Origin of the sequence: Mycobacterium sp. SMC-2, from assembly GCF_025263485.1 — a bacterium.
Classification (GTDB): Bacteria; Actinomycetota; Actinomycetes; order Mycobacteriales; family Mycobacteriaceae; genus Mycobacterium.
The window spans coordinates 3,621,832-3,648,080 of sequence record NZ_CP079863.1 but is presented as its reverse complement, the minus strand read 5'-3'; the positions used below and the strand labels follow the sequence as shown (position 1 = coordinate 3,648,080).

At 67.4% G+C, this 26,249-nt stretch carries 31 protein-coding genes; 15 read left to right on the top strand and 16 right to left on the bottom strand.

From position 1 onward, the window contains the following. The first annotated feature begins 133 nt into the window (after positions 1-133). The 3 genes from KXD96_RS16995 to KXD96_RS16985 are packed head-to-tail and all read left to right on the top strand — an operon-like array spanning position 134 to position 3,005. The gene (locus KXD96_RS16995) at positions 134-1,420 is read left to right on the top strand and encodes a cytochrome P450 (protein ID WP_260737874.1); all 1,287 of its coding nucleotides are present in this window, start codon (positions 134-136) and stop codon (positions 1,418-1,420) included. Between the two features lie 9 nt (positions 1,421-1,429). Then, complete coding sequence (locus tag KXD96_RS16990; RefSeq protein WP_260737872.1) at positions 1,430-2,443, top strand: alcohol dehydrogenase catalytic domain-containing protein; 1,014 nt, start codon at positions 1,430-1,432, stop codon at positions 2,441-2,443. A gap of 13 nt (positions 2,444-2,456) precedes the next feature. Continuing rightward, positions 2,457-3,005 carry a YceI family protein gene (locus KXD96_RS16985; protein WP_260737870.1) on the top strand — a complete coding sequence of 183 codons (549 nt, stop codon included), beginning with the start codon at positions 2,457-2,459 and terminating at the stop codon, positions 3,003-3,005. A gap of 21 nt (positions 3,006-3,026) precedes the next feature. On the opposite strand, the gene KXD96_RS16980 is transcribed toward KXD96_RS16985, so the two are convergent. Beyond that, complete coding sequence (locus tag KXD96_RS16980) at positions 3,027-4,133, bottom strand: hypothetical protein (RefSeq protein ID WP_260745417.1); 1,107 nt, start codon at positions 4,131-4,133, stop codon at positions 3,027-3,029. A 597-nt stretch (positions 4,134-4,730) separates the two neighbouring features. On the opposite strand from KXD96_RS16980, the gene ag85B reads away from it, so the two are divergent. Next, a complete protein-coding gene (gene ag85B, locus KXD96_RS16975) occupies positions 4,731-5,723 on the top strand; it encodes a diacylglycerol acyltransferase/mycolyltransferase Ag85B (RefSeq protein ID WP_260737867.1) in 993 nt (330 codons plus the stop codon). A gap of 60 nt (positions 5,724-5,783) precedes the next feature. Here ag85B and KXD96_RS16970 read toward each other — a convergent pair whose 3' ends face one another. Continuing rightward, positions 5,784-6,398: a hypothetical protein gene (locus KXD96_RS16970; protein WP_260737858.1), complete on the bottom strand. Its 615-nt coding sequence runs from the start codon at positions 6,396-6,398 to the stop codon at positions 5,784-5,786. 44 nt (positions 6,399-6,442) lie between these two features. Between KXD96_RS16970 and KXD96_RS16965 the strand changes: the two genes are divergently transcribed. From KXD96_RS16965 to KXD96_RS16935, 7 genes are all read left to right on the top strand, one after another. Further along, a complete protein-coding gene (locus KXD96_RS16965) occupies positions 6,443-7,024 on the top strand; it encodes a chorismate mutase (RefSeq protein ID WP_260737856.1) in 582 nt (193 codons plus the stop codon). A gap of 132 nt (positions 7,025-7,156) precedes the next feature. Further along, positions 7,157-7,567: a resuscitation-promoting factor RpfC gene (gene rpfC / locus KXD96_RS16960; protein ID WP_260737850.1), complete on the top strand. Its 411-nt coding sequence runs from the start codon at positions 7,157-7,159 to the stop codon at positions 7,565-7,567. Between the two features lie 35 nt (positions 7,568-7,602). Further along, entirely contained in the window at positions 7,603-8,076 is a 474-nt protein-coding gene (locus tag KXD96_RS16955; protein WP_260745416.1) for an SRPBCC family protein, read from the top strand. 6 nt (positions 8,077-8,082) lie between these two features. Next, positions 8,083-8,916, top strand: a complete 834-nt coding sequence (locus tag KXD96_RS16950) for an SDR family oxidoreductase (protein ID WP_260737849.1) — start codon at positions 8,083-8,085, stop codon at positions 8,914-8,916. Positions 8,917-8,929: 13 nt separating this feature from the next. Beyond that, positions 8,930-9,349, top strand: coding sequence for a lipoprotein LpqH (locus tag KXD96_RS16945; RefSeq protein WP_260737836.1), 420 nt, complete (start codon positions 8,930-8,932; stop codon positions 9,347-9,349). Between the two features lie 54 nt (positions 9,350-9,403). Continuing rightward, positions 9,404-10,735 carry a cytochrome P450 gene (locus KXD96_RS16940; RefSeq protein ID WP_260737833.1) on the top strand — a complete coding sequence of 444 codons (1,332 nt, stop codon included), beginning with the start codon at positions 9,404-9,406 and terminating at the stop codon, positions 10,733-10,735. Between the two features lie 76 nt (positions 10,736-10,811). Beyond that, positions 10,812-11,267, top strand: a complete 456-nt coding sequence (locus tag KXD96_RS16935) for a nuclear transport factor 2 family protein (RefSeq protein ID WP_260745415.1) — start codon at positions 10,812-10,814, stop codon at positions 11,265-11,267. 121 nt (positions 11,268-11,388) lie between these two features. On the opposite strand, the gene KXD96_RS16930 is transcribed toward KXD96_RS16935, so the two are convergent. From KXD96_RS16930 to bfr, 9 genes are all read right to left on the bottom strand, one after another. Next, complete coding sequence (locus tag KXD96_RS16930) at positions 11,389-11,637, bottom strand: DUF3761 domain-containing protein (RefSeq protein ID WP_260737830.1); 249 nt, start codon at positions 11,635-11,637, stop codon at positions 11,389-11,391. 104 nt (positions 11,638-11,741) lie between these two features. Then, positions 11,742-12,176, bottom strand: a complete 435-nt coding sequence (locus KXD96_RS16925; RefSeq protein WP_260737828.1) for an SRPBCC family protein — start codon at positions 12,174-12,176, stop codon at positions 11,742-11,744. Further along, positions 12,176-13,009, bottom strand: coding sequence for a lysophospholipid acyltransferase family protein (locus tag KXD96_RS16920; protein ID WP_260737818.1), 834 nt, complete (start codon positions 13,007-13,009; stop codon positions 12,176-12,178). The genes KXD96_RS16925 and KXD96_RS16920 overlap by 1 nt, the downstream gene beginning before the upstream one ends. A gap of 31 nt (positions 13,010-13,040) precedes the next feature. Next, positions 13,041-14,144 (bottom strand): amidohydrolase family protein, encoded by a 1,104-nt coding sequence (locus KXD96_RS16915; RefSeq protein ID WP_260737816.1) that lies wholly within the window; start codon positions 14,142-14,144, stop codon positions 13,041-13,043. Between the two features lie 11 nt (positions 14,145-14,155). Beyond that, complete coding sequence (locus KXD96_RS16910; protein WP_260737813.1) at positions 14,156-15,508, bottom strand: glutamine synthetase family protein; 1,353 nt, start codon at positions 15,506-15,508, stop codon at positions 14,156-14,158. 41 nt (positions 15,509-15,549) lie between these two features. Further along, positions 15,550-16,440 (bottom strand): TIGR03854 family LLM class F420-dependent oxidoreductase, encoded by an 891-nt coding sequence (locus KXD96_RS16905; RefSeq protein ID WP_260737811.1) that lies wholly within the window; start codon positions 16,438-16,440, stop codon positions 15,550-15,552. A 151-nt stretch (positions 16,441-16,591) separates the two neighbouring features. Continuing rightward, positions 16,592-17,086 carry a carboxymuconolactone decarboxylase family protein gene (locus KXD96_RS16900; protein WP_260737810.1) on the bottom strand — a complete coding sequence of 165 codons (495 nt, stop codon included), beginning with the start codon at positions 17,084-17,086 and terminating at the stop codon, positions 16,592-16,594. A 44-nt stretch (positions 17,087-17,130) separates the two neighbouring features. Beyond that, entirely contained in the window at positions 17,131-19,218 is a 2,088-nt protein-coding gene (locus KXD96_RS16895; RefSeq protein ID WP_260737807.1) for an MDR family MFS transporter, read from the bottom strand. A gap of 117 nt (positions 19,219-19,335) precedes the next feature. Continuing rightward, positions 19,336-19,815, bottom strand: a complete 480-nt coding sequence (bfr, locus tag KXD96_RS16890) for a bacterioferritin (RefSeq protein WP_260737804.1) — start codon at positions 19,813-19,815, stop codon at positions 19,336-19,338. Between the two features lie 363 nt (positions 19,816-20,178). Between bfr and KXD96_RS16885 the strand changes: the two genes are divergently transcribed. After that, positions 20,179-20,364: a bacterioferritin-associated ferredoxin gene (locus KXD96_RS16885; RefSeq protein WP_260737800.1), complete on the top strand. Its 186-nt coding sequence runs from the start codon at positions 20,179-20,181 to the stop codon at positions 20,362-20,364. 13 nt (positions 20,365-20,377) lie between these two features. On the opposite strand, the gene KXD96_RS16880 is transcribed toward KXD96_RS16885, so the two are convergent. Genes KXD96_RS16880 through KXD96_RS16865 form a run of 4 tightly spaced genes read right to left on the bottom strand, consistent with a single transcriptional unit; the run spans position 20,378 to position 23,262 of the window. Continuing rightward, positions 20,378-21,130: an enoyl-CoA hydratase/isomerase family protein gene (locus KXD96_RS16880; RefSeq protein WP_260737799.1), complete on the bottom strand. Its 753-nt coding sequence runs from the start codon at positions 21,128-21,130 to the stop codon at positions 20,378-20,380. A gap of 18 nt (positions 21,131-21,148) precedes the next feature. Beyond that, positions 21,149-21,592 (bottom strand): TIGR03618 family F420-dependent PPOX class oxidoreductase, encoded by a 444-nt coding sequence (locus KXD96_RS16875; protein WP_260737797.1) that lies wholly within the window; start codon positions 21,590-21,592, stop codon positions 21,149-21,151. Next, complete coding sequence (locus KXD96_RS16870; protein WP_260737795.1) at positions 21,589-22,299, bottom strand: EthD domain-containing protein; 711 nt, start codon at positions 22,297-22,299, stop codon at positions 21,589-21,591. Before KXD96_RS16870 ends, KXD96_RS16875 begins: the two co-directional genes overlap by 4 nt. 27 nt (positions 22,300-22,326) lie before the next feature. Continuing rightward, positions 22,327-23,262, bottom strand: a complete 936-nt coding sequence (locus tag KXD96_RS16865) for a hydrogen peroxide-inducible genes activator (RefSeq protein WP_260737793.1) — start codon at positions 23,260-23,262, stop codon at positions 22,327-22,329. 101 nt (positions 23,263-23,363) lie between these two features. On the opposite strand from KXD96_RS16865, the gene KXD96_RS16860 reads away from it, so the two are divergent. The 3 genes from KXD96_RS16860 to KXD96_RS16850 are packed head-to-tail and all read left to right on the top strand — an operon-like array spanning position 23,364 to position 25,813. Continuing rightward, positions 23,364-23,951 carry a peroxiredoxin gene (locus KXD96_RS16860; protein WP_260737791.1) on the top strand — a complete coding sequence of 196 codons (588 nt, stop codon included), beginning with the start codon at positions 23,364-23,366 and terminating at the stop codon, positions 23,949-23,951. A gap of 40 nt (positions 23,952-23,991) precedes the next feature. Continuing rightward, on the top strand, positions 23,992-24,528 hold the full coding sequence (locus KXD96_RS16855) for an alkyl hydroperoxide reductase (protein ID WP_260737788.1): 537 nt from the start codon (positions 23,992-23,994) through the stop codon (positions 24,526-24,528). A gap of 4 nt (positions 24,529-24,532) precedes the next feature. After that, positions 24,533-25,813, top strand: coding sequence for an alpha-amylase family protein (locus KXD96_RS16850; protein WP_260737786.1), 1,281 nt, complete (start codon positions 24,533-24,535; stop codon positions 25,811-25,813). Here the strand turns inward: KXD96_RS16850 and KXD96_RS16845 are convergent. Further along, positions 25,799-26,236 (bottom strand): DUF1810 domain-containing protein, encoded by a 438-nt coding sequence (locus KXD96_RS16845; protein WP_260737775.1) that lies wholly within the window; start codon positions 26,234-26,236, stop codon positions 25,799-25,801. The two genes, KXD96_RS16850 and KXD96_RS16845, sit on opposite strands and share 15 nt — an antisense overlap. Positions 26,237-26,249: the final 13 nt, after the last annotated feature.

Below are 26,249 nucleotides of genomic sequence, written 5' to 3'. Positions count from 1 at the left end.
AGCCCGGACTGGAAACGAGGAACATGTTCCAATTTCCATCCGCCGATCTTGCGTCAACGCTTCCCAACTGTGGTGCAGCAGTGGTTTATTTGCACAAAGACGACTAGACCACTTCGTCCTCGAGGAGCGGGCCATGTCAACCGTCGAGCCGACCGCCAAGCCTGTCCCCAATCTGCCTCCCGGATTCGACTTCACCGATCCGGACATCCACGCCGAGCGGTTGCCGGTGGAGGAACTGGCCGAACTCCGGCGGACCGCACCGATCTGGTGGAACGAGCAGCCGGTAGGCTGCGGCGGATTCGACGACGGCGGCTTCTGGGTGGTGTCCAAGCACAAGGACGTCAAAGAGGTTTCGCTGCGCAGCGACGTGTTCTCCAGCCTGCAAAAGACGGCCCTGCCGCGCTATAAGGACGGTACGGTCGGCGAGCAGATCGAGCGCGGCAAGTTCGTGCTGCTCAACATGGACGCACCGCAACACACCCGGCTGCGCAAAATCATCTCGCGCGCCTTCACCCCCCGGGCCATCGAGCGCCTGCGCGGCGACCTCGCCGAGCGCGCCCAACGCATCGTCGCGGAGGCGGCCGCCCAGGGTCGCGGCGACTTCGTCGAGCAGGTGTCGTGTGAGCTGCCGTTGCAGGCCATCGCCGGATTGATGGGAGTGCCACAGGAAGAACGCAAGAAGCTTTTCCACTGGTCCAATGAGATGGTCGGCGACCAGGACCCCGAGTTCGCCAACAACGACGCCATGACCGCCTCGGTGGAACTCATCACGTACGGCATGCAGATGGCCGCCGAGCGGTCGAAGAATCCGGGGGAAGACCTCGTCACCAAGCTGGTCCAGGCTGACATCGACGGTCACAAGCTTTCCGACGACGAGTTCGGCTTTTTTGTCATCCTGCTGGCCGTGGCCGGCAACGAGACCACCCGCAACTCCATCACCCAGGGCATGATGGCCTTCACCGACTTTCCCGATCAGTGGGAGCTGTTCAAGCGGGAACGTCCCGCGACCGCGGCCGACGAGATCGTCCGGTGGGCCACTCCGGTGACGTCCTTCCAGCGCACCGCCCTGGAGGACTACGAACTGTCCGGCGTGCAGATCAGGAAGGGCCAGCGGGTCGTGATGGTTTACCGCTCAGCCAATTTCGACGAGGACGTCTTCGACGACCCGTTCACTTTCAACATCCTGCGCGACCCCAACCCCCACGTGGGTTTCGGCGGCACCGGCGCGCACTACTGCATTGGCGCGAACCTGGCGCGGATGACCATCGACCTGATGTTCAACGCCATCGCGGACGGCATCCCGAACCTGGAATCGATCGGAAAGCCCGAACGGCTACGCTCGGGCTGGCTCAACGGGATCAAGCACTGGCAGGTCGACTACCAGACCGACGGTGCGGCGAAATCACCTGTGGCGCACTAAGCTAAGCCAATGCCGACACATCAGGCGGTCCGGATCCAGTCCGCGGGCGGCCCCCTGGAGCTTGCCGAGGTAGACACGCAGCCGCCCGGCCGTGACGAGGTTCGGATAGCGGTGACCGCGTGCGGGGTATGCGGCACCGACCGCGAATTCGTCAACGGTAACTTTCCAAACATGTCGTGGCCGCTGACGCCGGGCCATGAGATTGCCGGCACGATAGCCGAACTCGGCGAGGGCGTCGGTGAGTTCGCGGTGGGCGAGCGTGTCGCTGTCGGGTGGTTCGGCGGCTGCTGCTACCACTGCGACCCCTGCCGCAAGGGAATCTTCATCCACTGCGTCAATGGCAAGGTGCCCAGCTGGCACTACCCGGGCGGGTACGCGGAGTCGGTGACGGTACCGGTCAGCGCGTTGGCGCGGATTCCATCGGAGCTCTCCGATGTCGAAGCCGCCCCGATGGGCTGCGCCGGGGTCACCACCTACCACGCTCTGCGCCAGAGCAATGCCGTGCCCGGTGACCGCGTCGCCATCCTGGGAGTCGGCGGGCTCGGCCATCTCGGGGTGCAGTTCGCTCGCGCGATGGGTTTCGAGACCGTTGCCATCGCCCGTGGCGCCGCCAAAGCCGAAGACGCCCGAAAATTGGGAGCCCATCATTACGTCGACTCCACCAGCGGTGACGTCGCAGAAGCGTTGCAGGACTTGGGCGGAGTCGCGGTCGTCCTCGCCACCGCCGCCAACTCTGCGGCCATGGCGGACACGGTCGGCGGGCTGCTGCCGCAAGGCCAATTGGTCACCATCGGCGTGACCCCCGACCCCCTGCCTATCAGCCCGGTCCAGCTCATCACCCCCGGCTACAGCGTGATCGGTCATCCATCCGGAACGGCGAAAGATGTTGAAGAAACTATGCATTTCGCCGTCCTGTCCGGTGTGCGGGCGTGGGTCGAGGAGCTGCCGCTGGCGCAGGCCGCCGAGGGCTACGCGGCATTGGAGCAAGGACGCGCGCACTACCGCACCGTGTTGACGGTGTGATTAAAGTCGGTCTATGACCGACCAATGGAGGTTGGACGCGTCCGACGGCGAACTACTCCTTACCACCGGAGTCCAGGGGCGGGCCGCCCGAATGGGTCACCGTCTCACGATCGCGATGACCCGCTGGCGCGCTACCGTGAGCTGGACCGGCTCGGAACCGGCCGCCGTCGAGCTGGTGGTCGAAACCGATTCGCTGGACGTGCTGCGCGGCGAGGGCGGTGTCAAGGGATTGACCACGCCCGAGAAGGCTCTGGCGCGGTCCAATGCCTTGAAGTCGTTGGACGCCGGCCGATTCCCCGAAATCCGCTTCTGGACGCGGGCCATCGACAAGACCGACGATGGCTACCGGCTCACCGGCCAACTCGAAGTGCGGGGCAAGTCACGGGAGCACGTGATCGCACTCCACACGGAGGATCTCGGGAACGCATGGCGCATGTCCACCCAATCCACGGTCCGCCAGACCGACTACGGCATCAAGCCGTACTCGCTACTGATGGGTTCGGTCCAGGTCGCCGACGACGTTTCGGTGTCCTTCACCGCAACCCAGGCGAAAGACGCCTGACCCCCCGGCCCGACGCCGACGTCAGGGCTGCGGCTGGGCGGTCGGCTGCGGCGCCGCGTCGCCCGTCGGGTCACCGGCGTCGGCGGGTATGTGCTCGAGCACTCGCGTCAAGTAGGGCCGCCGGCTGTCGGGCTCCGGCTGCTGCACGTCCGGCGCGGCGGGTTCGGTGATCGGCTCGGCGGCGGGAACCTTCGCCTGCGGGGTCAGCGGCGCGACGACCGGGGGCGGCGCCACGGCCTCGGCGACTTGCGGAGACGCCGCGCGCACCGCATGCCGAGGGGCCGGCTTGCTGGCCGGAGCCAGCTGAATGCCCACGGCCAGCGATATCGAGGAGACGAACGTGACCACGCCGGCGGCCAGAGCCGTCGCGGCCCCGGCGTACGACGGCTTCCGCGGCGGCGCGGGAGCGGCGGCGGGTTCAGCGACGTCCGCCACCAGCTGGTCGTCGGTGAAATCAGTGCTTCGGGCGGCGGCCAGGGCCGCACCGCGTGCGACGGTCACCTGCGCCATCCCTTGCACGAAAACCGGTACCGGCAGGCTCTTTTCGAGTTTCCAGCAGAAACCGTCGATTTGGCCGTGCGGACCGACGACGACAATCCCGCCCGGCTGCCAGCCATTGCGGTCGAACATGCCCGTCAGCCAGCGAGTCAGCCCGTCGAAGCCGCCGCGCACCTGCTTGGTCGCCGTCTGCGTCTCCCCGTTGTGGGTGTCGACCATGACAACGGTCGTCGAGTCATCGTCGAGTAGACAGACCGCCGCCTGCTCGTAGCCGATGACCGGCGCGATGGCCCGCGCCAGGGTTTCGACGGCGTCGAGCGAACGGACGGGTACGACGTTGTCGAGGCCCGCGTCGGTGAGCGCCTCCAGCAGCAGCGCGGCCTGCGCGGACGCCTCGTCGTTCCAGGTCACCCCGACGAGCCGCAGCCGGTGATCGCTGGCGGCCGCCTGCGCTTCCACCCGCAACACCTCGTCCGCCATTTGCTCGGCGGTACTGACGGGACGTGCGCCGGGGCAGGCGTCCAGCTCCAGCTCCCGGTGATCCAGGATGGTGCCGTCTGCGCCGTGTCCCTCAGCGAGGACCCACCCAACGGCGGTCGGCGTCACTGATAGCCCAAGTACCGTGTCCAAACTTATGCCCCAATCGGTCTCGGGCCCGGACACCCTCACCGCACCGACGGACACCAGAAATCCCCTGGTGAGGTGGTTCGTGAGAGCCGGAACGGACCCGAGACAACGTGGTCTCCATCGGCTTGCTCCGTGAGAGCCTACGCGGTCGGCGCAAGTCCGGCCGCGCCGGTTCGACTTCGCCGGACGAGAACCACCGGACGCGTCCCGGTGACCGCAGGTGTGGAACGGCCGTCGACGCCGGGAAAAGCGGCGGTTCTCCTCGCGGCGAGAAAGGAACTCTTACGTCCCGAATCGACCCTTTCGGCAGTGGTTCGGCGTCGCGGAACCGGTCGCCTCATGGCAGGGCCGGAAATTGACCGTCGCGCATTACGGCGTGCCTCGCCGTGGCCTGCGCTGTCAGGCGTTTTGGGCTTCCCGGTGGTGGCGGCAGGTTGCGCGCCAACCGGTGCCAGGCTTGCTGCGCTCATATCCGGGCCGCGAAATGGGCGGAGGAAAAGCGATACCAAATCGAGATGTCCTCGCGTCCCGATCGACATTCGGGCTATTCACCCGGTAAATTCCTGCTGAGACCGCCATCACATACGACAAGGGGCAGGTATGACAGATCTGAGCGAGAAGGTCCGGGCCTGGGGGCGCCGGCTATTAGTCGGTGCGGCAGCGGCAGTCACCCTGCCGGGCCTGATCGGTCTTGCCGGCGGCGCGCCGACCGCGGGGGCGTTTTCGCGCCCGGGTCTGCCCGTCGAATACCTGCAGGTGCCGTCGGCGGGCATGGGCCGCAACATCAAGGTCCAATTCCAAAGCGGCGGCAACGGCTCCCCCGCGGTCTACCTGCTCGACGGGCTGCGGGCCCAGGACGACTACAACGGCTGGGACATCAACACGCCCGCGTTCGAGTGGTACTACCAGTCGGGCCTGTCGATCGTCATGCCCGTCGGTGGCCAGTCCAGCTTCTACAGCGACTGGTACTCCCCGGCCTGCGGCAAGGCCGGCTGCTCCACCTACAAGTGGGAGACCTTCCTGACCAGCGAGCTGCCGCAGTACCTGTCGTCCAACAAGAGCGTCAAGTCCACCGGCAGCGCCGCGGTCGGCATCTCCATGGCCGGCTCTTCGGCGCTGATCCTGGCCGCCTACCACCCGAACCAGTTCATTTATGCCGGTTCGCTGTCGGCCCTGATGGACCCCTCGCAGGGCATGGGCCCGTCCCTGATCGGCCTCGCAATGGGTGACGCCGGCGGCTACAAGGCCAGCGACATGTGGGGCCCGTCGAGCGATCCGGCGTGGCAGCGCAACGACCCCACGCTGCAGATCCCGAAGCTGGTGGCCAACAACACCCGGCTGTGGATCTACTGCGGTAACGGCACACCGTCCGAGTTGGGCGGGGCCAACATGCCCGCCGAGTTCCTGGAGAACTTCGTGCGCAGCAGCAACCTGAAGTTCCAGGACGCCTACAACGCGGCCGGTGGCCACAACGCGGTGTTCAACTTCAACGCCAACGGAACCCACAGCTGGGAGTACTGGGGAGCCCAGCTCAACGCCATGAAGCCGGACCTGCAAGGCGCCTTGGGTGCCACCGCTGGCGGCGGGGGATAACCTTACCGGCACCAAGTCACTACTGCGCCCGACGACGACGCCGTCGGGCGCAGTAGTGCGTTACGCCCTGGCGAATTGGTCGGTGATATCGGTCCAGGCCGTCGCGTCCCTACGGTGATCGTTCATGTTCCGGCACTGACCGTAGATGCGTAGGACGCCCAGACGGGGATCGTCGTCGTGGCGGTAAACGATCACCGTGACGGCGTCCTTGGTGAGCGTCTTGGCGAACGCGTGATTGTTGGGCGGTAGACCCTCGGTCCAGCCGTGGGAGACCAGCGTCGCGGCGATTCCGGGGACATAGGTGTCGGCCGGCGCGGCGGCGGGCACCGAGAAGGTCAGGTAGATAGCACCCTGATACGGCGGGTCGTCACGATTCTTGCAGGACATCAGCGAGTAGCCGGCCGATGACGTCTGCAGGCTCGCCGTGCTGACGATGCTCTGGGCCGATTGCACGACCTGAGCCCTCGACTGATCGTCGCTCACCGGGTTGGCGGGGTGCTCGAGGGCGTCGCCGCTCTTCGCATGGAGGCGATCCACCATCAGGAACGCCGCTCCCAGCAGCAGGGGAAGCGCCAGCGCAACGGCGATCAGCGCGCGAATCTGCTTCGAGCGCAACGGCTTCCCACGTTTCCCGCCGACGCGGTGCGGGTCGCGATTGTCCATGGTCGACGACATCAGCAATTCAGGCTAACTCCGAAGTGCCCGGCTGCCGCAGAATCATGGTCATGACCAGCCGCCGCGCCACGCTGATCGCACACTGCGGCGCCGTGATCGGCGGGCTGGCGGTACTGGTTGCGGCACCGGCGCGAGCCGACGACCCGAGCGCACTCACCGAGCTGGTCGACGCCGCCGCGCGGCGGTTGCAAATCGCCGAGCCGGTGGCCGCCTTCAAGTGGCACACGCACGGGCCTATCGAAGATCAGGACCGGGTCCAGGAGGAACTCGCGAAAATGGCCGACCAGGCTTCCGGCCAGCGCGTCGACGCGGATTACGTCACCCGGGTGTTCGGCGACCAGATCAGCGCGACCGAGGGCATCGAATACAGCCGCTTCGCCGATTGGAAGCTGGATCCCGCGGCCGCCCCGACCGAGTCGGCGGACCTGTCGGCATCCCGTTCTGCGATCGACGACCTCAACCACACGATGCTGAGCCAGGTCGTCGCCAACTGGGAATTGCTGCATTCGCCGGCGTGCCCCGCGCAGCTCGACCTCGCCCGGCGCGGCGTCGTCGACGCACGTCGGCTCAATGGCCTCTACCAGCGGGCGCTGGCGTTAGCAACGCAGTCATATTGCCAGCGATAATTTAACTTTTCCTCACCGGTTTCTAACACTTTATTTTCGTCCCGCGATAAGACCATTTCCCCAGCTGGAGGGCATATCTCGCGGCATTTTCGAATAGGTAACGCTTTGGCCACAGCGGCCGAAATCCATCACATGGAAATTCTCTGCAAGCCTCTCGTCAAGTCCCTGGCTGTCGGCGGGTTCGTTGCAGTGTCGATAGCTTCGTCCACCGGTGTCGCCACCTCCGCTCCCACTCCTAACTGGGACGCGATCGCGCAGTGCGAGTCCGGCGGCAACTGGCACGCCAACACCGGGAACGGCGTATACGGTGGCCTCCAATTCAAGCCGGCAACCTGGGAACGATACGGCGGTGTCGGCAATCCGGCGGCCGCGACCAGGGAGCAGCAAATCGCCGTAGCCAACCGGCTTTTCGCCGACCAGGGCGTGGAGCCGTGGCCGAAGTGCGGGGCCGCCTCCGGGCTGCCGATCGGTTGGTACTCGCACCCCGCGCAGGGCATCAAGGAAATCATCAACGGGCTGATTCAGGCGGCGGTACCGCACTGACGATCTGCCCTTGCGGTCTATGAGCGAACGGGAAGCTGTGTTTGGATCAGCCCATGGAAGGTTCGGCGACAGTTCATATGGCGGCGCCCGCGGACAAGATCTGGGATCTCATCGCAAACGTCGGAAACATCGGACGGTTCTCCCCCGAAGTGTTCGAGGCCGAGTGGTTGGGTGACGCGACTGGCCCGGCTCTCGGCGCCAAATTCCGCGGCCATGTCCGGCGTAACGAAATCGGGCCCGTGTATTGGACGACGTGCGAGGTCACCGCGTGCGAACCGGGCCGGGAATTCGGATTCGCGGTGATGCTCGGTGATCGGCCGGTCAACAACTGGCACTACCGATTGGCGCCCAGCGGCGGTGGCACCGACGTGACGGAGTCCTTCCGGCTCAACCCCGCACCGTGGCTCGGCATCTACTGGCTCTTCGGTGGCTTTCTGCGCAAGCGACGCAACGTCCGCGACATGACCAAGACCCTGAACCGCATCAAAGATGTGGTCGAGGCGAGCTGACGCGCCGTGAAATCGGTCTTCATCACCGGCGCCGGCAGTGGCATGGGCCGGGAGGGGGCAAAGCTTTTCCACGCCAAGGGCTGGCGGGTCGGTGCCGTGGACCGCAACGCCGACGGCTTGGCGGCGCTGCGACAAGAACTCGGTGACGACAGGCTGTGGACCCGCCAAGTCGATGTGACGGACAAGGCGGCCCTGGAGGGCGCACTGGCCGACTTTTGCGCCGGCAACGGCGACGGCGGGCTCGACATGATGTGGAACAACGCGGGCATCGGCGAAACCGGGTGGTTCGAGGACGTGCCCTACGAGGCCGCCATGCGCGTCGTCGACATCAACTACAAGGCGGTGCTGACCGGTGCGTACGCCTCGCTGCCGTACCTGAAAAGGACTCCGGGCAGCCTGATGTTTTCGACGTCGTCTTCGTCGGGCACCTACGGCATGCCACGCCTCGCCGTTTATTCGTCGACCAAGCACGCGGTCAAAGGCTTGACCGAGGCGCTCAGCGTGGAGTGGCAACGCCACGGGGTGCGGGTCGCCGACGTGCTGCCCGGCCTGATCGATACCGCCATCCTGACCACGACGACGAATCACTCCGACGACGGGGCCGCACCGTTGACCGCCGACGAGCTCCGCGCCACCGCACCCAAGAAGGGCATGTTCCGGCTGATGCCGGCAAGCAGCGTGGCCGAGGCGGCCTGGCAGGCTTATCACAACCCGAAGCGGTTGCATTGGTACGTGCCCAAGAGCATTCGGCTAATCGACTTGTTCAAGGGTCTAAGTCCGGAATTCGTGCGACGCAGCATCGTCAAATCCCTACCCGGAGTCATGCCGAAGCGGCAGTGAAGGAGGTGAGCCGGTGCGAAACCGGTTAGTCGCCGTTGTCTTCCTCGTGATCGTCGGTGCCGGCGTCGTCGGGTGCGGGCAGCCCCAAACCACGCCGCGGAAAGCGGCTCGCCTGACCATCGACGGCGCCACGCATACGACACGTCCTCCGGCGTGCAGCCAGAACCAGCAGTACCACACCATCGAGATCAAGGACCGCGACGGTGGGGTCGAGGCCGTGGTGCTGGCCAGTGGCTACCGGGCGATGCCGCAGTGGGTGAAGATCCGTAACGTCGACGGGTTCACCGGCAGCTTCTGGGAAGGCGGGGTGGGCGACGCGCACGCCGACGTCACCAACGGCGCGTACACGATCACGGGCAGCGCCTACGGCATCAACAGCAGCAATCCCAACAAAGTCGTGACGACGGAGTTCAAGATCATCGCCGAGTGCTGACCCTTCCTGGGTTTCGGGCCTAGGCTCGAATGACATCGATCGATGGAGGGGCCGGTGAAGGAACGATTGCACTGGTTCGCGATGCACGGGTTCATCCGCGGCGCCGCGACGTTCGGGGCGCGGCGGGGGGACTTGCACGCCAGGCTGATCGCCGATCCCTCGGTGGCCGCCGATCCCGTGCCCTACTACGACGAGCTGCACGCCGCCGGGCCGCTGGTCAAGGGTCGGGTCAGCTATCTGACGGCCCACCACGCTGTCGCCCATGAGCTGCTGCGCTGCGACGACTTCCGCGTGCTGGTGTTCGGGTCGAATTTGCCGGGGCCGTTGCGATGGCTGGAGCGCCGCACCCGCGACGATCTGCTGCACCCGCTTCGCGCGCCGTCGCTGCTCGCCGTCGAGCCGCCCGACCACACCCGTTACCGCAAGACGGTGTCGGCGGTGTTCACGCCCAGGGCCGTCGCCGCGTTGCGGGATCGCGTGGAGCAGACCGCCGCCGACCTGTTGGACCGGCTGGCCGCCGAGGCGGGCACCTCCCAGGTCGTCGACATCGTCGGACGGTATTGCTCGCAACTGCCGGTCGCGATCATCAGCGACATCCTCGGCGTTCCCGAGCGCGACCGCCGTCGCGTCCTGGAGTTCGGTGAACTCGCCGCGCCCAGCCTGGACATCGGATTGACGTGGCAGCAGTACCGCAGCGTGCAGCGAGGGCTCGTCGGCTTCAGCTCATGGCTCGCCGAGCATCTGAGCCAGTTGCGGCGCGCGCCGGGCGACAACCTGCTGAGCCAGCTGATCCAGATAGCCGAAAGCGGTTCTGCCGAGACATATTTGGATGAGATCGAGCTCCAGGCGATCGCCGGGCTGGTATTGGCGGCCGGGTTCGAGACCACCGTCAACTTGCTTGGCAACGGAATTCGCATGCTGCTGGACGCTCCCGACCGCCTCGACGCCTTGCGGCAGCGCCCCGAGCTATGGCCCAACGCCGTCGAGGAGATATTGCGGCTGGAGTCGCCGGTGCAGCTGACCGCGAGGGTGGCGCTGAACGACGTCGAGCTTGCCGGCGAGCGGCTTCGGCGGGGCGACCTGGTCCTGGTCTACCTGGCCGCCGCGAATCGCGACCCGTCCGTCTTCGCCGATCCGCACCGCTTCGACATCGAACGGTCCAACGCGGGAAGGCATCTCGCGTTCTCCGGGGGACGGCACTTCTGCCTGGGCGCCGCGCTGGCGCGTGCCGAGGGTGAAGTCGGGCTGCGCACGTTCTTCGACCGCTTCCCCGAGGTGCGCGCGGCGGGCGCGGGCAGCAGGCGCCCCACGCGGGTGTTGCGCGGCTGGTCGTCGCTGCCGGTGGCGCTGGGCCCGGCGCGGTCGATGGCTCGCGTCGACGGTTAGGGATCCGCGCGCCATTACCCACGGTGTTGACACCCGTCCGGTAACCGAGTTTATTTGCGCTATGACAGACGTTTCTATGATCTCGGTCGAGGATGTCGTACTCGGGCTATGGCAGGCGCTTTCCCGGCGGGACTGGGAGGCGGTCAAGACGTTCCTGTCCGACGACTGCCTCTACGTCGACATGCCGGTCCCGGCGCTATCGGCGCGCGGACCGGAAGACATCGTCAAGCGGCTCAAGATGGGTCTCGAACCGCTGGCCGGCTACGAGAACCACGACGGCGTGCTGGTGTCCAACGGTTCCGACGTGCTGTACGAGCACTCCGAGACATGGACGTTCGCGACGGGCGAGCAAGGCGTGCTGAGGTTCGTCACGGTCCACAAGGTCGCCTCGCAAGAGGGCGGGCCCAAGGTCACGGTCTGGAAAGACTATTGGGACATGAACAGTCTCATCGCCTTCGCTCCCCCGAACCACTTCGAGAGCCTCGAAAATACCGACACCAGCTGGGTATTTGATGCGACGGGCATGGTCTGACGGGCCCTGCCGCTGATCCCCTTGAACGGCAACGTGTTCGGCGACGTCGACGCTTGAGCCACTTGGATGGTCACCCCTCGTATATTGACCATCCCGGCGGTAGCGCCGACATCGCCAATCGCTACAAGTACTGCTGGACGCCGCCGTGGCCGTGGCAGGTGCCGCTGGCATGTGGGTGCTGGCTGAAAGACCAGCTGCCGTCCGCACATTGCGCGGTCGCGCCCTGCGGCTGGGAGCCGCCCTGCTGCGGATAGGGCACGCAGTCACCGGAACTGGCGATGTAGCACCCGGGCGACGAGTAGGCCGGTGCTGCCAAACCACCGGCGGCGGCGGCGATGGCCGCGACGACGAGAGTTGCTCGGAGCAACATGCTCCCAAACCCTTTCTTCTTCGATGTTTGGTGACGTTGCCCGATTCGTCGATCGGAGCGTATGCCGCACGACGGTTGATTACACGTGGAATGGAAAAAAATCCCTACGACTCGGCGAGCGCCTTGAGGCGTTTCAGCGTTTCCGCGAGCCTGCGTCCCACCTGGCGCACGGCGACCCAGTCGGCGATGTACCCCAGGATCCCGCCGGGCGCCTGGTACGACAGCCGGAACGTCACTTTCGTGCAGCCGTCGCCGGCGTCGCGCAACCTTATCCGCCCACGCAGCGTGACGCCGGTGATGCCCACCCAGGCCACGTCGCGGCCCTCGTCGAACTCGACCACTTCGATCAGTCCGCCAACGGGGACCGAGCCGATCTTCCAGTGGACGGTATAGCGTGCGCCGAGACCGGGTGGCTTGTCGTTCGACGATTCCCATCGCTCCAGGCTCGTCATGAACGACGGGTAGCGGTCCGGGTCGCTGACGATCTTCCATACCGCGGCGCGGTCCGCGTTGATGACGCAACGGCGTTCGACGCGCATCAGCCGATCACCGGGAATCGCCGTTCGGCCGCCAGCCTGTCGACGCCGGCCTGCAGGCTGGCGATCACCTTGTCGTGCACCGCCCGGTCGTCGCCATCCACCTCGATCGGGTCTTGGACCTCGATCACGATCTTGGTCGGCAACGGGATGTGGCCCGCCAGGTCGCTGATGTTGAGGCCCCACGGCAGCGCCAGCGATATCGGGATGCTCTTGAGGCGGAACAGCTTGTCGGCCATCAGCAACTTGGCCAGCCACTGCCCGCGGTTGAGGAACAACGCGCTCTCCTGCCCGCCGATGCTGGCGATCGGGACGATCGGCACCCCGGCCTCGCGAGCCAGCTTCACGTAGCCCATCCGCCCGCCGAAGTCGACCTTGTGGCGTTGCCACGAGGGCCGGAACACCTCGTAGTCGCCGCCGGGGTAGACCAGCAGCGCGGCCCCGGAATCCAATGCGAGGCGGGCGTTTTCGGGATTGGCGGCGACGGTGCCGAACTTGCGCAACCAGCCCAGCGGCGGCGCGGAGACGACGAGGTTGTGGGCCAGCTGGTAGAAGGGTCGCTCGACGCCGAAATAGGAGCAGAAGGCGAGCGTGAACACGAAGGTGTCGGGGGGCACGTTGCCGCCGCTGTGGTTGCCGACCAAGAGCACGGGTCCCTCGGCGGGGATGCGGTTCAGGCCCCGCACGTCCGCCCGGAAGTAGAACGACGCCAGCAGCCACGTCCCCGGGAGCTGGTCGCGGATGTAGTCCGGGTCCCGCTGGTCGAGGTCGGCCTTGGGCACCCACGAGACGGCCTTGTCCCGGGCCCAGTCCAAGACGCCCTTCGCGGTCGCCATAACCGCACGTATACCCCGGTGCCGCCGGGGGTCAAACGCGGTAGAGGCCGGCGGCGTTGTCGTGAGCGACCAGATCGACCACCCGGATGGCGTCGGTCTCGCTCCACTCGTCGTTGACCACGAATTCGCGCAGTACGTGATGAATTGCCTTGCGCCACAACGCAGCGCCGAGGAAGTGAAGCTCCGCGGGGCCAAACCCGTCCGACGAGTAGAGGATCTTGCCGAAGGGCGCCAGCTCCAGCAGCCGCGCGACGAACGCCGGTGACCGCGCGCCCAGCTGGTTCACGCTCAGCCCGCCGTCGAGGTAGACGTTGTTGAAGGCCTGCGCCAGGTATCCGGCTTCGCGCTCGTAGGGATAGCAGTGCAACAGCACGATCGGGGTGTCGCCGGACTGCCGGAGGAAGTCGAGCAGCAGCAGCGGGTTGGTCTTGTGCAGGTCGCAGTCCCGGTCGCCGAGGCCGACGTGGAATTGCAGAGGCTTGCCGAGCCGTAGCGCCTGGTGCAGCCCGAACCGCAGCAGCACCCGATCCTGCAGCCGGGTGCCGCCGTTATCGCGCCATCGGCCGGCGGCCTCGGCCACCTGCGACGGTGACGGCTCGCTGAGGTCGCCGTCGAACCCGCCGCGGTAGGCCAGGATCGACTTGGTGCCGACCGCCGTCGCCGCGCGCCGGCGCAGGATGTCCTCGAAGGCCGTCGCGTAGTCGCCCGGCGCCCGCGCGGCCTGCTCGGCGACCTCCTCCAGGCGAACCACCTCGTGCGCGCGGTTGCCGGACAGCTCGGCCATGTCGGCCGGCATGGCGGTGTCGGCGCCGATGCCGGTGTCCACCAGCCAGTCGCTCACTCCCGCGGCCGGCAGGAACATGCGGGCCAGTTCCGCCTCGCTGAACTGGCCGCGGCGTTCCCAATACGACTGCGGCTCGGCGTGTTTGGATAGCCCGAGGATCGGGGCACAGTGGGCGCGCACGGCGAAGCCGAGTTGCGAGTCGAAACCCGAGCCCGCGATGGGTTCGGTGTTGGCCTCGTTGAGCGCGTTCTCGAACCGCTGCCGGTCCGCCGCCGCCAACCAGCAACCGTGGACGTGTTGATCGATCAGCGTCACTTCGCCGATGTGCCGGGCCAGCGCGTCGGATGTCATCGCAAGCCCCGTCACAGGCTCCAGGCCATGCGAAACTTGTCCGCCAGTTGCTCGGGGTCCAGGCCGCCGTACCGCTCGTCCTCAAGCCGGCGGACGGCCGCCACCATGTCGACCGCGGCATCGCCGAGGATGCCCCGCATCAGCTCCGAATCGTCCAGCGCGGCAATCACTTCGGCCTGCTCCCGGTGCAGGCTCACGATGTCGTCGCGCTGACGCTCGGAATCGTCGAGGTCCGCCGGGTCGACCGTGATCTCCGGTGGCAGCGGCGCCTGGCGCTTGATCCCGTCCAGCGCCAGCCCCAGGATCGCCGCCGACGCCAGGTAGGGGTTCGCGGACGGGTCGACGATCTTCACCTCGACGTTCCCGCCGCGCGGGTTTCCGGGCCCGCCCGCGATGAACCGCACCGCCGCCTCGCGGTTCTCGGTTCCCCAGCACGCGTACGCGCCGGCCCAGTTGCCCGGGCGCATCCGCAGTCCGGACACGATCGACCCGCACAGCACGCCCTGCGCCTCCGGCAGGCCGTGCACCACCCCGGCCACCGCGCTCTCCCCCGCCGCCGTCATGCCCCGCGCGCCCGCACCGTTCCAGAACAGCGGCCCCTCCCGCATGGTCAGCGAAAAGTGTTGATGGGCACCGGATCCCACGCCGTCGGCAAACGGTGCGGGTGACAGGCTGATGCGCACCTCGTGGCGGCGGGCCACCCGCCCGATGACGACCCGCAACAGCACCAGCTGGTCGGCGGCGGCCACCGGGGGCTGCGGCGCCAGGGAGAGTTCGAACTGGTTGGCCCCGTATTCGGGGTGAAACTGCTCGATCGCGATGCCCGCCGCCGCCGCCGACCGGGTGACGTCGCGGACGAACGCTTCGTGTTCGAGGACGCCGGCAAGGCCGTACTGCGCCCACAGCGTCGAGGGGAGGCGGCCGCCGTCGGGGGCGACCAGGAGGAACTCGACCTCGTGCCCGATCAGCGCCTCGACCCCGGCGTCGGTGAGCGCGGCTTCCACCCGGCCCAGCGTGCCGCGGGCGCAGGCGGCAACGGGCTCCCCGTCCTGCTCGAAGAATGCCGCGGGCGCCCACGCCAGCCCGTCGCCGATGACGCGCAGGGCCGACAGGTCGATGCGCAGGCGCTGGTCCCCGATCACGCCGACATCGCCGGTGAACGCGATGCCGCTCTGGTCGATCGCGAAGGCGTGCCACGAGGGGCTGGCGCCGAGGCCGGGGTCCGCGAACGTGTTCGTTCGCCGGATCGGGACCGTCTTGGCCAGCGTGAGGCCGGCGGGATTCACGACGGTGCCGACGACGGTGTCGACGCCCTCGGCCTCCAGCTGGGCGATCGCCGCAGCGGCGCGCGGTGTGCCGGTCATGGCAGTCATTGTGCAGGGGCCGGATGCCTGGACGGGCGAATTCAGTTCTGGCGCGCGGTCAGTTCGGTGACGAATCGATCGAGGAAGCCGTCCAAGGGCGCGCCACCGGCCGGCCGAATGACGAATTTTGTCAGTCCCGCGTCGATGTAGGCGTCCAGCTGCCGGTGCAGCCGATCCCATCCGACGGCGATCAGCTCGGCGGGGTCGACGTCCGGGCGCCGGTTGCGGGCCGCCGCGGCCAGCGCCGCCGGCAAGTGGCCGTCCGGCCCGTCCACGACGGCCAGGGAGATGCCGAAGTGATCGGGGTCTATCTGCCGGCCGGCCTGGGTCGCGGCGCGCTGGATCGCCTCGCGGCCTGTCCGCGCCTCGGCCGGGGTCAGGAAACTGCCCAACCAGCCGTCGGCCAGGGTGCCGATGCGCCGGAACGCCGTCGGCGCCGAGCCGCCCAGCCAGATGTCCAGCGGGGGCTCCGGCCTCGGCATGACCGCGGCCCCGCTGACGGTGAAATACCGGCCGCTGTAGCTCGCCGAATCCTCGACCAGCGCCGAGCGCAGCACCCGCAGCGACTCGTCGAACACCGCGGCCCGCTCCCCGTCGGGCACCACGAACACCTCCCGCTCGGCCGGAATCGCCGACCGCAAACCGAAGACGGGAAGGACCCGCTTCGGCGCGACGGCCGCCAACGACGCCAACTGCTTGGCGACCAGGACGGGATGCCGCCCGGGCAGCACGGCCACCGACGTGCCCACCTTCAACCGGGTGGTCCTGGCCAGCGCGTACGCCATCCCGACCACCGGGTCGACGGCCGGGGAGTAAACCAGCTCGGAGAACCACAGCGAGTCCACCCCGCTGGCCTCCAGGTGGTCCACGATGGCGGCCAACCGATCTGGGGCGGTATCCGCGCCCAGTCCGACGCCGAAGCGAATCTTCACCAACGCTCGCCCTCCTCCCGCGATCGCACCAAGCGCCGCCCCGACCTCCGCGCCTTTGTTCGCACGAAACAGAAGCTAGCGCGCCATTTTTCGGCGTGTCGCCGCAACTGGTTATGTGTCGCGGGGCGAAGAGGGTACGGGGCGGCGGAGCTTATGCGCGGCTGGGGATGGTCAGTTTGCAGGCCTGGCCGATGTCGAGGGTTCGCAAGACGCGGCCCATGCCTACCCACAGCGCGCACGACAGCGCCAGATCGGCCAGCAGCTCGTCGGAGAAGTGTTCGGAGCAACGGCTCCAGAAGTCCTCGTCGTCGCGCAGGGCGGTGTGATCGCCGGCGAACCGGTCCGCGAACTCGGCCGCCAGCCGCTCCTGTTCGCTGTAGCCCGGCCAGGTGCGCCACTCCGGGGCGTGGTCGTACAACTCTTCGTCGACGCCCGCGGCGGGCCCGTCTTCGTCGCGGGTATTGATGCAGACCACGCATTCGTTGCGGTGGGCGATCACGGCGCGCGCCAGTTCGCGCGTGCGCAGCGGCAACCGGTTCTTGGTATAGACCGCGTTGCTGAAGCCGCCGAGCGCGCCGCCGATGTCGGGAGACTTCGCAAACCAGCCGGCCAGGTCGTCGTCAGCAAATGTTCCGATTCGGCTCATGGCGTGATGGTACGCCCGGACCACGGATTATCGGCGAGCAAGCCCTAGCGCGTGACCCCGGCAGTTGGCAGCGCCGCCGCCTTGATGGCCATGGTCGGCTGTTCGTCGGGCCAGTCCCGTTGCGCCAGAACGCGATACGCGACGCGGTCGAGGGCGGCTTCCACCGCACGACGGTCGGGTCGCCCCTCGAAGCCGGGTGACCGGGCGAGCTTGTCGACGAGCCAGGCCAGCAGCAGCGAGTGCACGTAGGCGACCTGCTGGGCCCCGGCCGGGGTCAGCCACAGCTGTTCTCCCTCGCGTTGGGCGTAGCCGGTCGACACCAGGCGCGCGAAGGTCGGCTCGAGAACCTCGAACGGGATCCGCAGGTAGTCGGCCATGTCGGTGAGGCGGGCCGTCCCGTACATCTGCGAATAGCGGTTGATGCGCAGCACCCCCCACAGCCCGGCGACGTCGAGCCGGCAATCGGGCCGCATGGCGATGCTGCGCAGGCGCATGCCAGGCTGGCCCCTCAACATCCGGGCGATGGCCGTCTCGAGCATCTGGTCCGGCGTCTCGGTGGTCGGCATTGCGAAGGCATCGCCGAGATCCACTGTGCTGGCGTGCATATCCCGTAGCGGCACCTCGCGCAGCAGCAACGCCAGCACGAAGCCGAGCAGGGCGACGGGCGCCGCCCATCCGAACACCTGGGTGAGCGATTCGGAGTACGCCGTGACGATCGGCGCGGCCACGTTGTGCGGTTGATGGTGCAGGACGCCCGGGGAACTTACGGCGCTGGCGTCCGCCCCGCTGGCCGCGAGCGCCGGCCCCATTCGACGGTTGAGGAAGTTGACGAACAGCGAGCCGAATATCGCGGCGCCGAACGAACTGCCGATGGTGCGGAAGAACGTCACACCGGAGGTGGCGACGCCGAGATCCTCGAAGTTCGAGGTGTTTTGGACGATGAGGACCAGCACCTGCATGGAGAAACCGATGCCGGCACCCAGGACGACCAGAAACAGCGACTGGATCAGCGCCGACGTGGCCGGCTCCATGCGCGACATCAGGAAGAACGCGAGCGCCATCAGGGCCGTGCCGAGCACCGGGAAGATCTTGTACCGGCCGGTGCGGCCGACGATGGTGCCGCTGCCCGTCGAGGTGATCAGCATGCCGATCACCATGGGCAACGTGCGCAGCCCCGAGGTGGTTGCCGAGACGCCGTCGACGTACTGCATGTACGTCGGCAGGAACGTCATCGCGCCCAGCATCGCGAAGCCCACGACGAAGGACAGCACGCAGCAGACGGTGAACACCGGACTGCCGAACAGCCGGATCGGCAGGATCGGTTCGGCGGCACGGCGTTCCACCACAACGAACACCGCGAGCGCGGCCGCGGCCCCGACGAACAGCACGACGATGGTCGCCGAGCCCCACGGATACAGCGTGCCGCCCCAGCTGGTGGCCAGCGTCAGGCCGGCGGCGCCAAGGCCGATGAACGTGATCCCCGCGTAGTCGATGGCCGGCTTGGTGGCGGACGCCAGCGCCGGGATCGCGGCGGCGGCCACGAAGACGACCACCACCGAGATTGGCACGTTGATCCAGAAGGCCCACCGCCAGCTCAGGTAGTCGGTGAAGTAGCCGCCCAGCAACGGGCCGATGACCGTCGTGACACCGAAGACCGCGCCGAGGATGCCCTGATAGCGGCCCCGCTCCCGCAGTGGAACCACCTCCCCGATCAGGGCGCTGGCGGTGACGGTGATCCCGCCGCCGCCGATCCCCTGCAGGGCGCGGGCGCCGACGAGCATGGCCATCGATTGGGCGAGCCCACAGAGCACCGACCCGACGACGAAGAACACCACCGCGCCCTGAAACACCCGCTTGCGGCCGAAGGAGTCACCGAGCTTGCCCACGAGCGCGGTAACGATCGTGGAAGCCAGCAGGTAGCTGGTGACCACCCAGGACTGGTGGCCGGCGTCGCCCAGGTTGGCGACGATGGTCGGCAGCGCCGTCGCGACGATCGTCTGGTCCAGCGCCGCGAGCAGCATCCCGAGCACGATCGCGACGAAGATGAGGTTGCGCCGCTGGGGGCTGATCAGCGCGCTGCTCGGCGCGGCGTCCGTCGATGAACCGCCTCGAAGTGCTGTCGGGCTCGTCATGCCTGCCTTCCGTCGGCGACCGGGTCGCTAACGGATGCCCAGGGAGAACCCAAGGCAATCGAACCGCTTCAGCAACGGGGTCCGCGGTGAAGGTCTGCCGCGGAGCCTAACGGAGGCTTAGCTCGGCGGCCGGGAGACGCACTGCGCCGAGTAGAGCTCCACGCCGAGCTTGTCCATCAGCTCGAGCTGCGTCTCGAGGTAGTCGATGTGCTTTTCCTCGTCCGCCACGATCTCTTCGAGCAATGTGGCGCTCGTGGTGTCCTGCTTCTCGCGGCACATGATGATGCCGGGCTTGAGCCGGTCCATAACCTCGTACTCGACGGCCAGGTCGGCCTCGAACTGCTCGCGCAGCGTCTGGCCGATGCGCAGCGAGAACAGGCGCTGGTAGTTGGGCAGCCCGTCGAGCAGCAGGATGCGATCGGTGATCGCCTCGGCGTGCCGCATCTCGTCGAAGGACTCCTCCCGGGTGTGCTTGGCGACCTCGGTGAAGCCCCAGTTGTCCTGCATCTTGGAGTGCAGGAAATATTGGTTGATCGCGGTGAGCTCGCCGGTCAACTGCTCGTTGAGCAGGCGCAAAACATCCGGATCCCCTTGCATGATTACTCCCCTACGGTGACGGTCTGAAACGGTGGTCGTTCACGGCCCCGGCGGGGTCCGCTGGGCTGAACACACCAATCCCGGGCCGTACTCGCACTTTGCCATGACGGGTTGCAATCTTCCAGCAAGGTATGGCTGTGCTCAGTGTGTGGCGCGCCGAGCCGATCGCGGACACGTTGCTGGCGGGTAAGGTTAGACTGCGCTAAGGAACTTAGGTTAGACTCAACTAATACGGGGCCTCGGCCCGGCAATTTTCTCCGGAATCCCGGCGACCCGGGATGCCGACAGGGAGGACGAAGTGCACTCGCTTGGTCACGCCGTCGACGAAGAGCACCTCGTCGCCCGCACGCAGGGGATGCGCTGATGTACGTGTGTCTGTGTGTCGGTGTTACCAACCACACGGTGTCCGAGGTGGTCGCCCGCGGTGCCTCCACCTCCAAAGAGGTCGCGGCCGCGTGCGGGGCCGGTGCCGACTGTGGCCGTTGCAAGAGGACGCTGCGGGCGATCATCGCCGCGTCGGAAAATCTCGAGACCGCCCCGTCGCTTTAGTGTCTGCGCCCGCTTAGCGGGCTTTGTTGAAATCCGCCAAGGCCGCGGCGTTGGCTCGTGCGCCCATCAGTTCGGCGAAGTGAGCGTTTTCCCGCGCGGTCGCCGCCGCGATCTCCGGACGGACCGGTTCCATCATCGTGTGCTTGACCGCCATCAGGCTCGAAATCGGGCGTGCGGCAAGGACTTCCGCGTGCCGCCGGGCTTCGGGCAGTAAATCGTCGGGCTCGCAGACCCGCCAGACCAGCCCCATCCGCAACGCCTCGTCGGCGTCGACCCACTCCGAGGACATCAACAGCCAGGCGGCGTTCTGCCGGCCCACCAGCTGCGGCAACAGATACGACGACGCCGCCTCCGGCGCCACCCCCAGGCTGGTGAACGGGCACTTCAGGCGTGCGGTCGACGACATGAACGCCAGGTCGGCGTAGCCGAGGATGGTGGCGCCGATGCCCACCCCGACACCGTTGACGGCGCAGATGAGCGGCTTGGGGAACGCGCTGAGGGCACCGATCAGCCCGATGAAGCCGTGCTTGCCGGGAGTGAAATCCGGATCGGTGATGCGGGCCTGCATCTCGGCGAGGTCGGTACCGGCGCTGAAGCCGCGGCCCGCACCCGTCAGCAGCACCACGGCGACCTCGGGATCCTCGGCGGCGGCCAACAGCGCTTCGGCGGTGGCGTCGTAGAGGGCTTCGTTGAATGCGTTCAGCGCCTCGGGCCGGTTCAGGGTGAGGGTGCGCACCCGCTTCTCGTCATCGATCTGCAGCGTCACGGCTGCAGCCTAACGAGGTCAGCCGTTGCTGTAGACGCGGGTGGGCGCGATCAGCACGACGGCGCGCCGCTCCCGGGCCATCACGCGGTCGTAGGTGTCCCAGTCGTCGTGGGTGCCGCCCGCGGCGGTGAAGACGTCGCGGAGCAACAGCCGCAGCTGGTCGTCCGTGGTCAGCCAGGGCCGGGCGTCGTCAGGACCGGCCAGCTCCGCGCGACCCTCGACGGTCGCCCACTGCCATCCGTTGCGGAAGGTGACCGCCAGCTGCGGCCGCGCGCGCAGGTTGGCCAGTTTGACCTTGCCGTAGGTGGTGAAGCCCAAGACCTCCTGGCCGCTTTCCGGGTGCGGCAACAGACCGACGTTGACCAGCGAGGCTTGCACCGTTCCGTCGGCACGAACGGTCGACACGACCGCCAGGCCGTTTTCGGCCGCGGCCAGGGCCACGGCGTCGCTCAGAGTTGTCATGTGAGTTCCTCGATGAACGGTGTCCTGAACACGTAGCGGCTGGTCGGGACGGTGTCGATGTTCTCGTTGGCGCCGAACGCCGTAGTGCTGGCGACCATTCGGCCCAACCGGTCCTGCAGGTCGGCGTCGTCGGCGGCACCGAAGAATGCCTTGAGATCGGTGATCGCCTCCGCGGGGAACAACTCTTCGACGATGCCCGCGATTCCCGGTGCGTCCGGGGTGAGGGCCCGCACCACCCAGTTCTGGGTGTAGCCGAAGGTCGACTGCGTCTCGATGGCCACCGGGGTGTGGTCGCGTTGCCACCGGGTCAGCCAGCTCTCCCGGTCCAGGCCGGCGGGCCGGCGCAGCAGGGCGATGTTGGCCAAAGCCGGTGTGCGCGAGCCGGGTTCGGATACCGGCGCTTTCAGTGGGACCGATTCGGTCACCAGGTATGCGGCGAGTTGTTCGCATTCGGCGCCGAGCAGGCTCAAGGCCGCCGCCATCTGCTCGCCGTAACACTGCTGGGTCCACATGCTCACCACCGCCGCCACCGGCGGGTCCAGCTGCGTGAGCGTCATCAGCGAATGGCGTACCGCGTCGTCGCGAACGTTGACCGCCAGCCCCGGCAGGCCCAGCTCCAAGAGCGCGTCGGCCACGGGGCCCCGCTGACGGACGCACCACTTTTCGCCCGAATCGGCGCGCATGAGGACGGCGATGACCTTTTCCATGGGCCGAACCTACCTTCGCCTGCCGCGCTAGTTCACCGGCCGCACCTGGTGCCGGCTGCTGACCAAGGTGCCGATCGTCGCGGCCAGCTGCCGGTAGGACTCGTCGCGACCGCTGGACGAGCGGTACACCAAACCGATGCGCCGCCCGGGGCGCGGCGCGGCGAACTGGGCCAGACCCAGGCGGCTTCTGGTCGCCTCGACAGGCACCGCGCTCTGCGGAATCAGCGTCACCCCGAGGCCGCCGGTCACGCATTGCACCGCGGTGGCCAGCGACGCCGCGCGGGTGTTGGCCAGCTCCGGCCGCACGCCCGCCTTGTGGCAGACGTCCAGAGCCTGGTCGCGCAGGCAGTGCCCCTCGTCCAGCAGCAGCAGCGGTAGGTCGGCCAGTGCCGCCGCCGGGACGCGGCGTTTTCCGGCCAGCGGATGCCCGGGCGGTAGTGCCAGCACGAAGTCCTCGTCGTAGATCGGGATCGCGGCGATCCCGCTGGTGTCGTCCGGCAAAGCGATGAGCGCCGCGTCCAGCGCCCCTTCGCGCAACACCGTCAGCAGCCGTTCGGTCTGGTCTTCCGTCACCCGCAACGTCATGCCCGGGAATTGTTCGGAGAGGCCGGCCAGCACGGTCGGCAGCACGTAGGGCGCCACCGTCGGGATCAGTCCCAGCCGCATCCCGGCCCGCAGCGGATCGGATGCCCCCGCGGCCGCGGCACTGAACGCGTCCATCGCCTCGATGACGTCCTGGGCGCGCGGTAGGAGGTCGGTGCCCTCCGGCGTCAAGAGGACACGCCGTGTCGAGCGCTCGATCAGTTGGGTGCCGAGCCCGGCCTCCAGCGCCGCCAGCCCCTGCGACAAGGTGGACTGGCTGACGCCGAGAGTGGTTGCGGCGCCGCTGAACTGACGCTTTTCGGCGATCGCGACGAAGGCCCGCAGGCCGGCGATGGTGGGCTGATAAGTCTTATCGGGCATGCCTATAAGTGTAGTGGGAAATATCACCTTTACTTCAGACAGGGCATGTGGGCACCATGACAGGGAAAGCTAATCTTGAGTTAATCCAAATTAGGAGAGCCATGCCTTTGCTGACCATCGGCGACCAGTTTCCCGCCTACGAGCTCACCGCGTTGATCGCCGGCGACCTGTCCAAGGTCGACGCCAAGCAGCCCGGCGACTACTTCACCACCATCACCAACGAGGACCACGAAGGCAAGTGGCGCGTTGTGTTCTTCTGGCCCAAGGACTTCACCTTCGTGTGCCCGACCGAGATCGCCGCGTTCGGCAAGCTGAACGACGAGTTCGAAGACCGCGACGCGCAAGTCCTGGGTGTCTCGATCGACAGCGAGTTCGTGCACTTCAACTGGCGGGCCCGGCACGAGGACCTGAAGAACTTGCCGTTCCCCATGCTCTCGGACATCAAGCGGGAACTGAGCCTGGCCACCGGCGTCCTCAACGCCGACGGTGTGGCCGACCGGGCGACCTTCCTGGTGGACCCGAACAACGAGATCCAATTCGTTTCGGTCACCGCCGGATCCGTGGGACGCAACGTGGAGGAAGTGCTGCGGGTCCTGGACGCGCTGCAGTCCGACGAGCTATGCGCCTGCAACTGGCGCAAGGGCGACCCGACGCTGAACGCCACCGAGCTGCTCAAGGCGTCGGCTTAGTTCGCGCCCGGCCGGGTACAAGGCCTGATTAGGAGGCGAGATGAGCGTCGAAAACCTCAAGGAAGTGCTGCCCGAGTACGCCAAGGACCTCAAGCTCAACCTGGGCTCGATCACGCGCACGACCGAGCTCAACGACGAACAGCTGTGGGGCACGCTGCTGGCGAGCGCCGCGGCGACGCGGAACCCCCAGGTAATCAGCGAGATTGGTGCCGAGGCGGCGGACATCCTGTCCGCCGAGGCGTACAACGCGGCGCTGGGAGCCGCCTCGATCATGGGCATGAACAACGTGTTCTACCGCGGCCGGGGCTTTCTCGACGGGAAATACGACGATCTGCGTGCGGGATTGCGGATGAACATCATCGCCAATCCCGGCGTGGAGAAGGCGAACTTCGAGCTGTGGTGTTTCGCCGTGTCGTCGATCAATGGATGCCCGGACTGCGTGGCCGCCCACGAGCACACGCTGCGCGAGTCGGGCGTAACCCGGGAGTCCATCCAGGAGGCGCTCAAGGCCGCGGCGATCGTTTCGGGCGTGGCCCAAGCGATCGTCGCCTCCCAGACGCTGGCCACCGTCGGCTGACGCAGTGACGGCACCGGGCTGGGTAGAGCACGCGATCTGGTGGCAGGTCTATCCCCTGGGGTTCGTCGGCGCCTTTCCCGCGTCGTCGGAGCCGCCGCGGCCGGACGAACACCGGCTGCGGCGGCTCGCCGACTGGTTCGACCACGCCATCGCACTGGGTGCCTCGGGCGTGGCGCTGGGGCCGATCTTCGCCTCGCGCACACACGGTTACGACACCACCGACCACTACCGCATCGACCCCCGGCTCGGTGACGACGCCGATTTCGACCACCTGGTGGCCGAGGCCCACCGCCGCGGCCTGCGCATCCTGCTCGACGGCGTGTTCAACCACGTCGGCGTGGACTTTCCCCGCTACCGGCAGGGTGCGGCCGGATGGTTCACCGGGGGGACGTTCGAGGGCCATTCGGAGCTGATCACGCTCAACCACGACAACCCCGAAGTCATCGGCTACACCGCGGACGTGATGGCGCACTGGCTGGAACGCGGCGCCGACGGCTGGCGCCTCGACGCGGCTTACACGGTGCCGGAAAGGTTTTGGGCGTCGACGCTGCCACGGGTGCGCGAGCGGTTCCCGGACGCCTGGTTCGTCGGCGAGCTCATCCACGGCGACTACGCCGCGGTGGTGCGGGCCGCCACCTTCGACTCGGCCACCCAATACGAGCTGTGGAAGGCGATCTGGAGCAGCCTCAACGACGGAAACTTCTTCGAGCTGGACTGGGCCCTGCAGCGGCATGCCGAGTTTCTGGCCGGCTTCGCCCCGCTCACCTTCATCGGCAACCACGACGTCACCCGCATCGCCAGCCAGCTCGAGAACTCCAGGCATGTGGCGCACGCGCTGGTGATCCTGCTGACCGTCGGGGGTGTGCCCAGCGTGTACGCGGGCGACGAGCTGGGGTTCCGGGGCGTCAAGGAGGAGCGCTACGGCGGCGACGACGCGGTGCGGCCCGAATTCAGTTCTCCCCCACTGGAATTGGATGCGTTCGGTGCGGAAGTGTGGGCGCTGCACCAGTTCCTGATCGGGTTGCGCCGTCGGCACCCGTGGCTGCACCGGGCGTCCACCACCGCCTTGCGGCTGGAAAACCGCCACTACGTGTACGAGACGCGCAGCGGCGAAGACGCGCTACTGGTCGCGCTGAACATCGGCGACGAGCCGATGCGGCTGGCGCTCTCGGAACTCGGGACGCCCCACCGGCAGGTGCTCGGCGGGTCCTCGGCGCCACCGCAGGAGGTCCTCGACGCGGTGGTCGTCGAGCCGCACGGCTGGCGGATCCTAAGCGGGGTCTAGGCGCTGCAGCGTCAGCTGGTCCTGCCGGCCGTCGTAGTACTTGTCGAGGACGGCGAGGAAGTCCTCGTTGTCCGTGGTCGCGTGGGCGAACAGGGTCATCGACGAACACAACTTCAGGTCGTCGGGCGAGCCGAAGATGTCGCCGACGGATCGGTGCTGCACCTCGTTGACCAGCCGGGCGCACTCATGTAATCGCGGCCCGAGGATCTCATGGCGCAGGTATGCGCGGGCCTCGTCGAGAGACGAGATGCCGTAGTGCACCGCGGTCGGGCTGCCGCCCAGGCCGCGTAGCTGGGGGAAGACAAACCACATCCAGTGGCTGCGTTTTCGCCCGGCACGCAGTTCTTCGACGACGTTGCGGTACACCGGGGCCTGCGCGCCGACGAAGCGCTCGAGGTCGAAGGGGTCGCTCTCCGGTTGCATGTGACTACGGTTG

What these genes read in the sequence shown, in the direction of transcription:
- KXD96_RS16875 (WP_260737797.1), bottom strand. Translation starts at nt 21,592, where the DNA reads ATGACAACTCTGAGCGACGCCGTGGCCCTGGCCGCGGCCGAAAACGGC.
- KXD96_RS16970 (WP_260737858.1), bottom strand. Translation starts at nt 6,398, where the DNA reads ATGTCGTCGACCATGGACAATCGCGACCCGCACCGCGTCGGCGGGAAA.
- KXD96_RS16995 (WP_260737874.1), top strand. Translation starts at nt 134, where the DNA reads ATGTCAACCGTCGAGCCGACCGCCAAGCCTGTCCCCAATCTGCCTCCC.
- KXD96_RS16925 (WP_260737828.1), bottom strand. Translation starts at nt 12,176, where the DNA reads ATGCGCGTCGAACGCCGTTGCGTCATCAACGCGGACCGCGCCGCGGTA.
- KXD96_RS16910 (WP_260737813.1), bottom strand. Translation starts at nt 15,508, where the DNA reads ATGACCGGCACACCGCGCGCCGCTGCGGCGATCGCCCAGCTGGAGGCC.
- KXD96_RS16915 (WP_260737816.1), bottom strand. Translation starts at nt 14,144, where the DNA reads ATGACATCCGACGCGCTGGCCCGGCACATCGGCGAAGTGACGCTGATC.
- KXD96_RS16930 (WP_260737830.1), bottom strand. Translation starts at nt 11,637, where the DNA reads ATGTTGCTCCGAGCAACTCTCGTCGTCGCGGCCATCGCCGCCGCCGCC.
- KXD96_RS16865 (WP_260737793.1), bottom strand. Translation starts at nt 23,262, where the DNA reads ATGCCCGATAAGACTTATCAGCCCACCATCGCCGGCCTGCGGGCCTTC.
- KXD96_RS16985 (WP_260737870.1), top strand. Translation starts at nt 2,457, where the DNA reads ATGACCGACCAATGGAGGTTGGACGCGTCCGACGGCGAACTACTCCTT.
- KXD96_RS16935 (WP_260745415.1), top strand. Translation starts at nt 10,812, where the DNA reads ATGATCTCGGTCGAGGATGTCGTACTCGGGCTATGGCAGGCGCTTTCC.
- KXD96_RS16900 (WP_260737810.1), bottom strand. Translation starts at nt 17,086, where the DNA reads ATGAGCCGAATCGGAACATTTGCTGACGACGACCTGGCCGGCTGGTTT.
- KXD96_RS16885 (WP_260737800.1), top strand. Translation starts at nt 20,179, where the DNA reads ATGTACGTGTGTCTGTGTGTCGGTGTTACCAACCACACGGTGTCCGAG.
- rpfC (WP_260737850.1), top strand. Translation starts at nt 7,157, where the DNA reads ATGGAAATTCTCTGCAAGCCTCTCGTCAAGTCCCTGGCTGTCGGCGGG.
- KXD96_RS16845 (WP_260737775.1), bottom strand. Translation starts at nt 26,236, where the DNA reads ATGCAACCGGAGAGCGACCCCTTCGACCTCGAGCGCTTCGTCGGCGCG.
- KXD96_RS16965 (WP_260737856.1), top strand. Translation starts at nt 6,443, where the DNA reads ATGGTCATGACCAGCCGCCGCGCCACGCTGATCGCACACTGCGGCGCC.
- KXD96_RS16860 (WP_260737791.1), top strand. Translation starts at nt 23,364, where the DNA reads ATGCCTTTGCTGACCATCGGCGACCAGTTTCCCGCCTACGAGCTCACC.
- KXD96_RS16870 (WP_260737795.1), bottom strand. Translation starts at nt 22,299, where the DNA reads ATGGAAAAGGTCATCGCCGTCCTCATGCGCGCCGATTCGGGCGAAAAG.
- KXD96_RS16895 (WP_260737807.1), bottom strand. Translation starts at nt 19,218, where the DNA reads ATGACGAGCCCGACAGCACTTCGAGGCGGTTCATCGACGGACGCCGCG.
- KXD96_RS16990 (WP_260737872.1), top strand. Translation starts at nt 1,430, where the DNA reads ATGCCGACACATCAGGCGGTCCGGATCCAGTCCGCGGGCGGCCCCCTG.
- ag85B (WP_260737867.1), top strand. Translation starts at nt 4,731, where the DNA reads ATGACAGATCTGAGCGAGAAGGTCCGGGCCTGGGGGCGCCGGCTATTA.
- KXD96_RS16920 (WP_260737818.1), bottom strand. Translation starts at nt 13,009, where the DNA reads ATGGCGACCGCGAAGGGCGTCTTGGACTGGGCCCGGGACAAGGCCGTC.
- KXD96_RS16855 (WP_260737788.1), top strand. Translation starts at nt 23,992, where the DNA reads ATGAGCGTCGAAAACCTCAAGGAAGTGCTGCCCGAGTACGCCAAGGAC.
- bfr (WP_260737804.1), bottom strand. Translation starts at nt 19,815, where the DNA reads ATGCAAGGGGATCCGGATGTTTTGCGCCTGCTCAACGAGCAGTTGACC.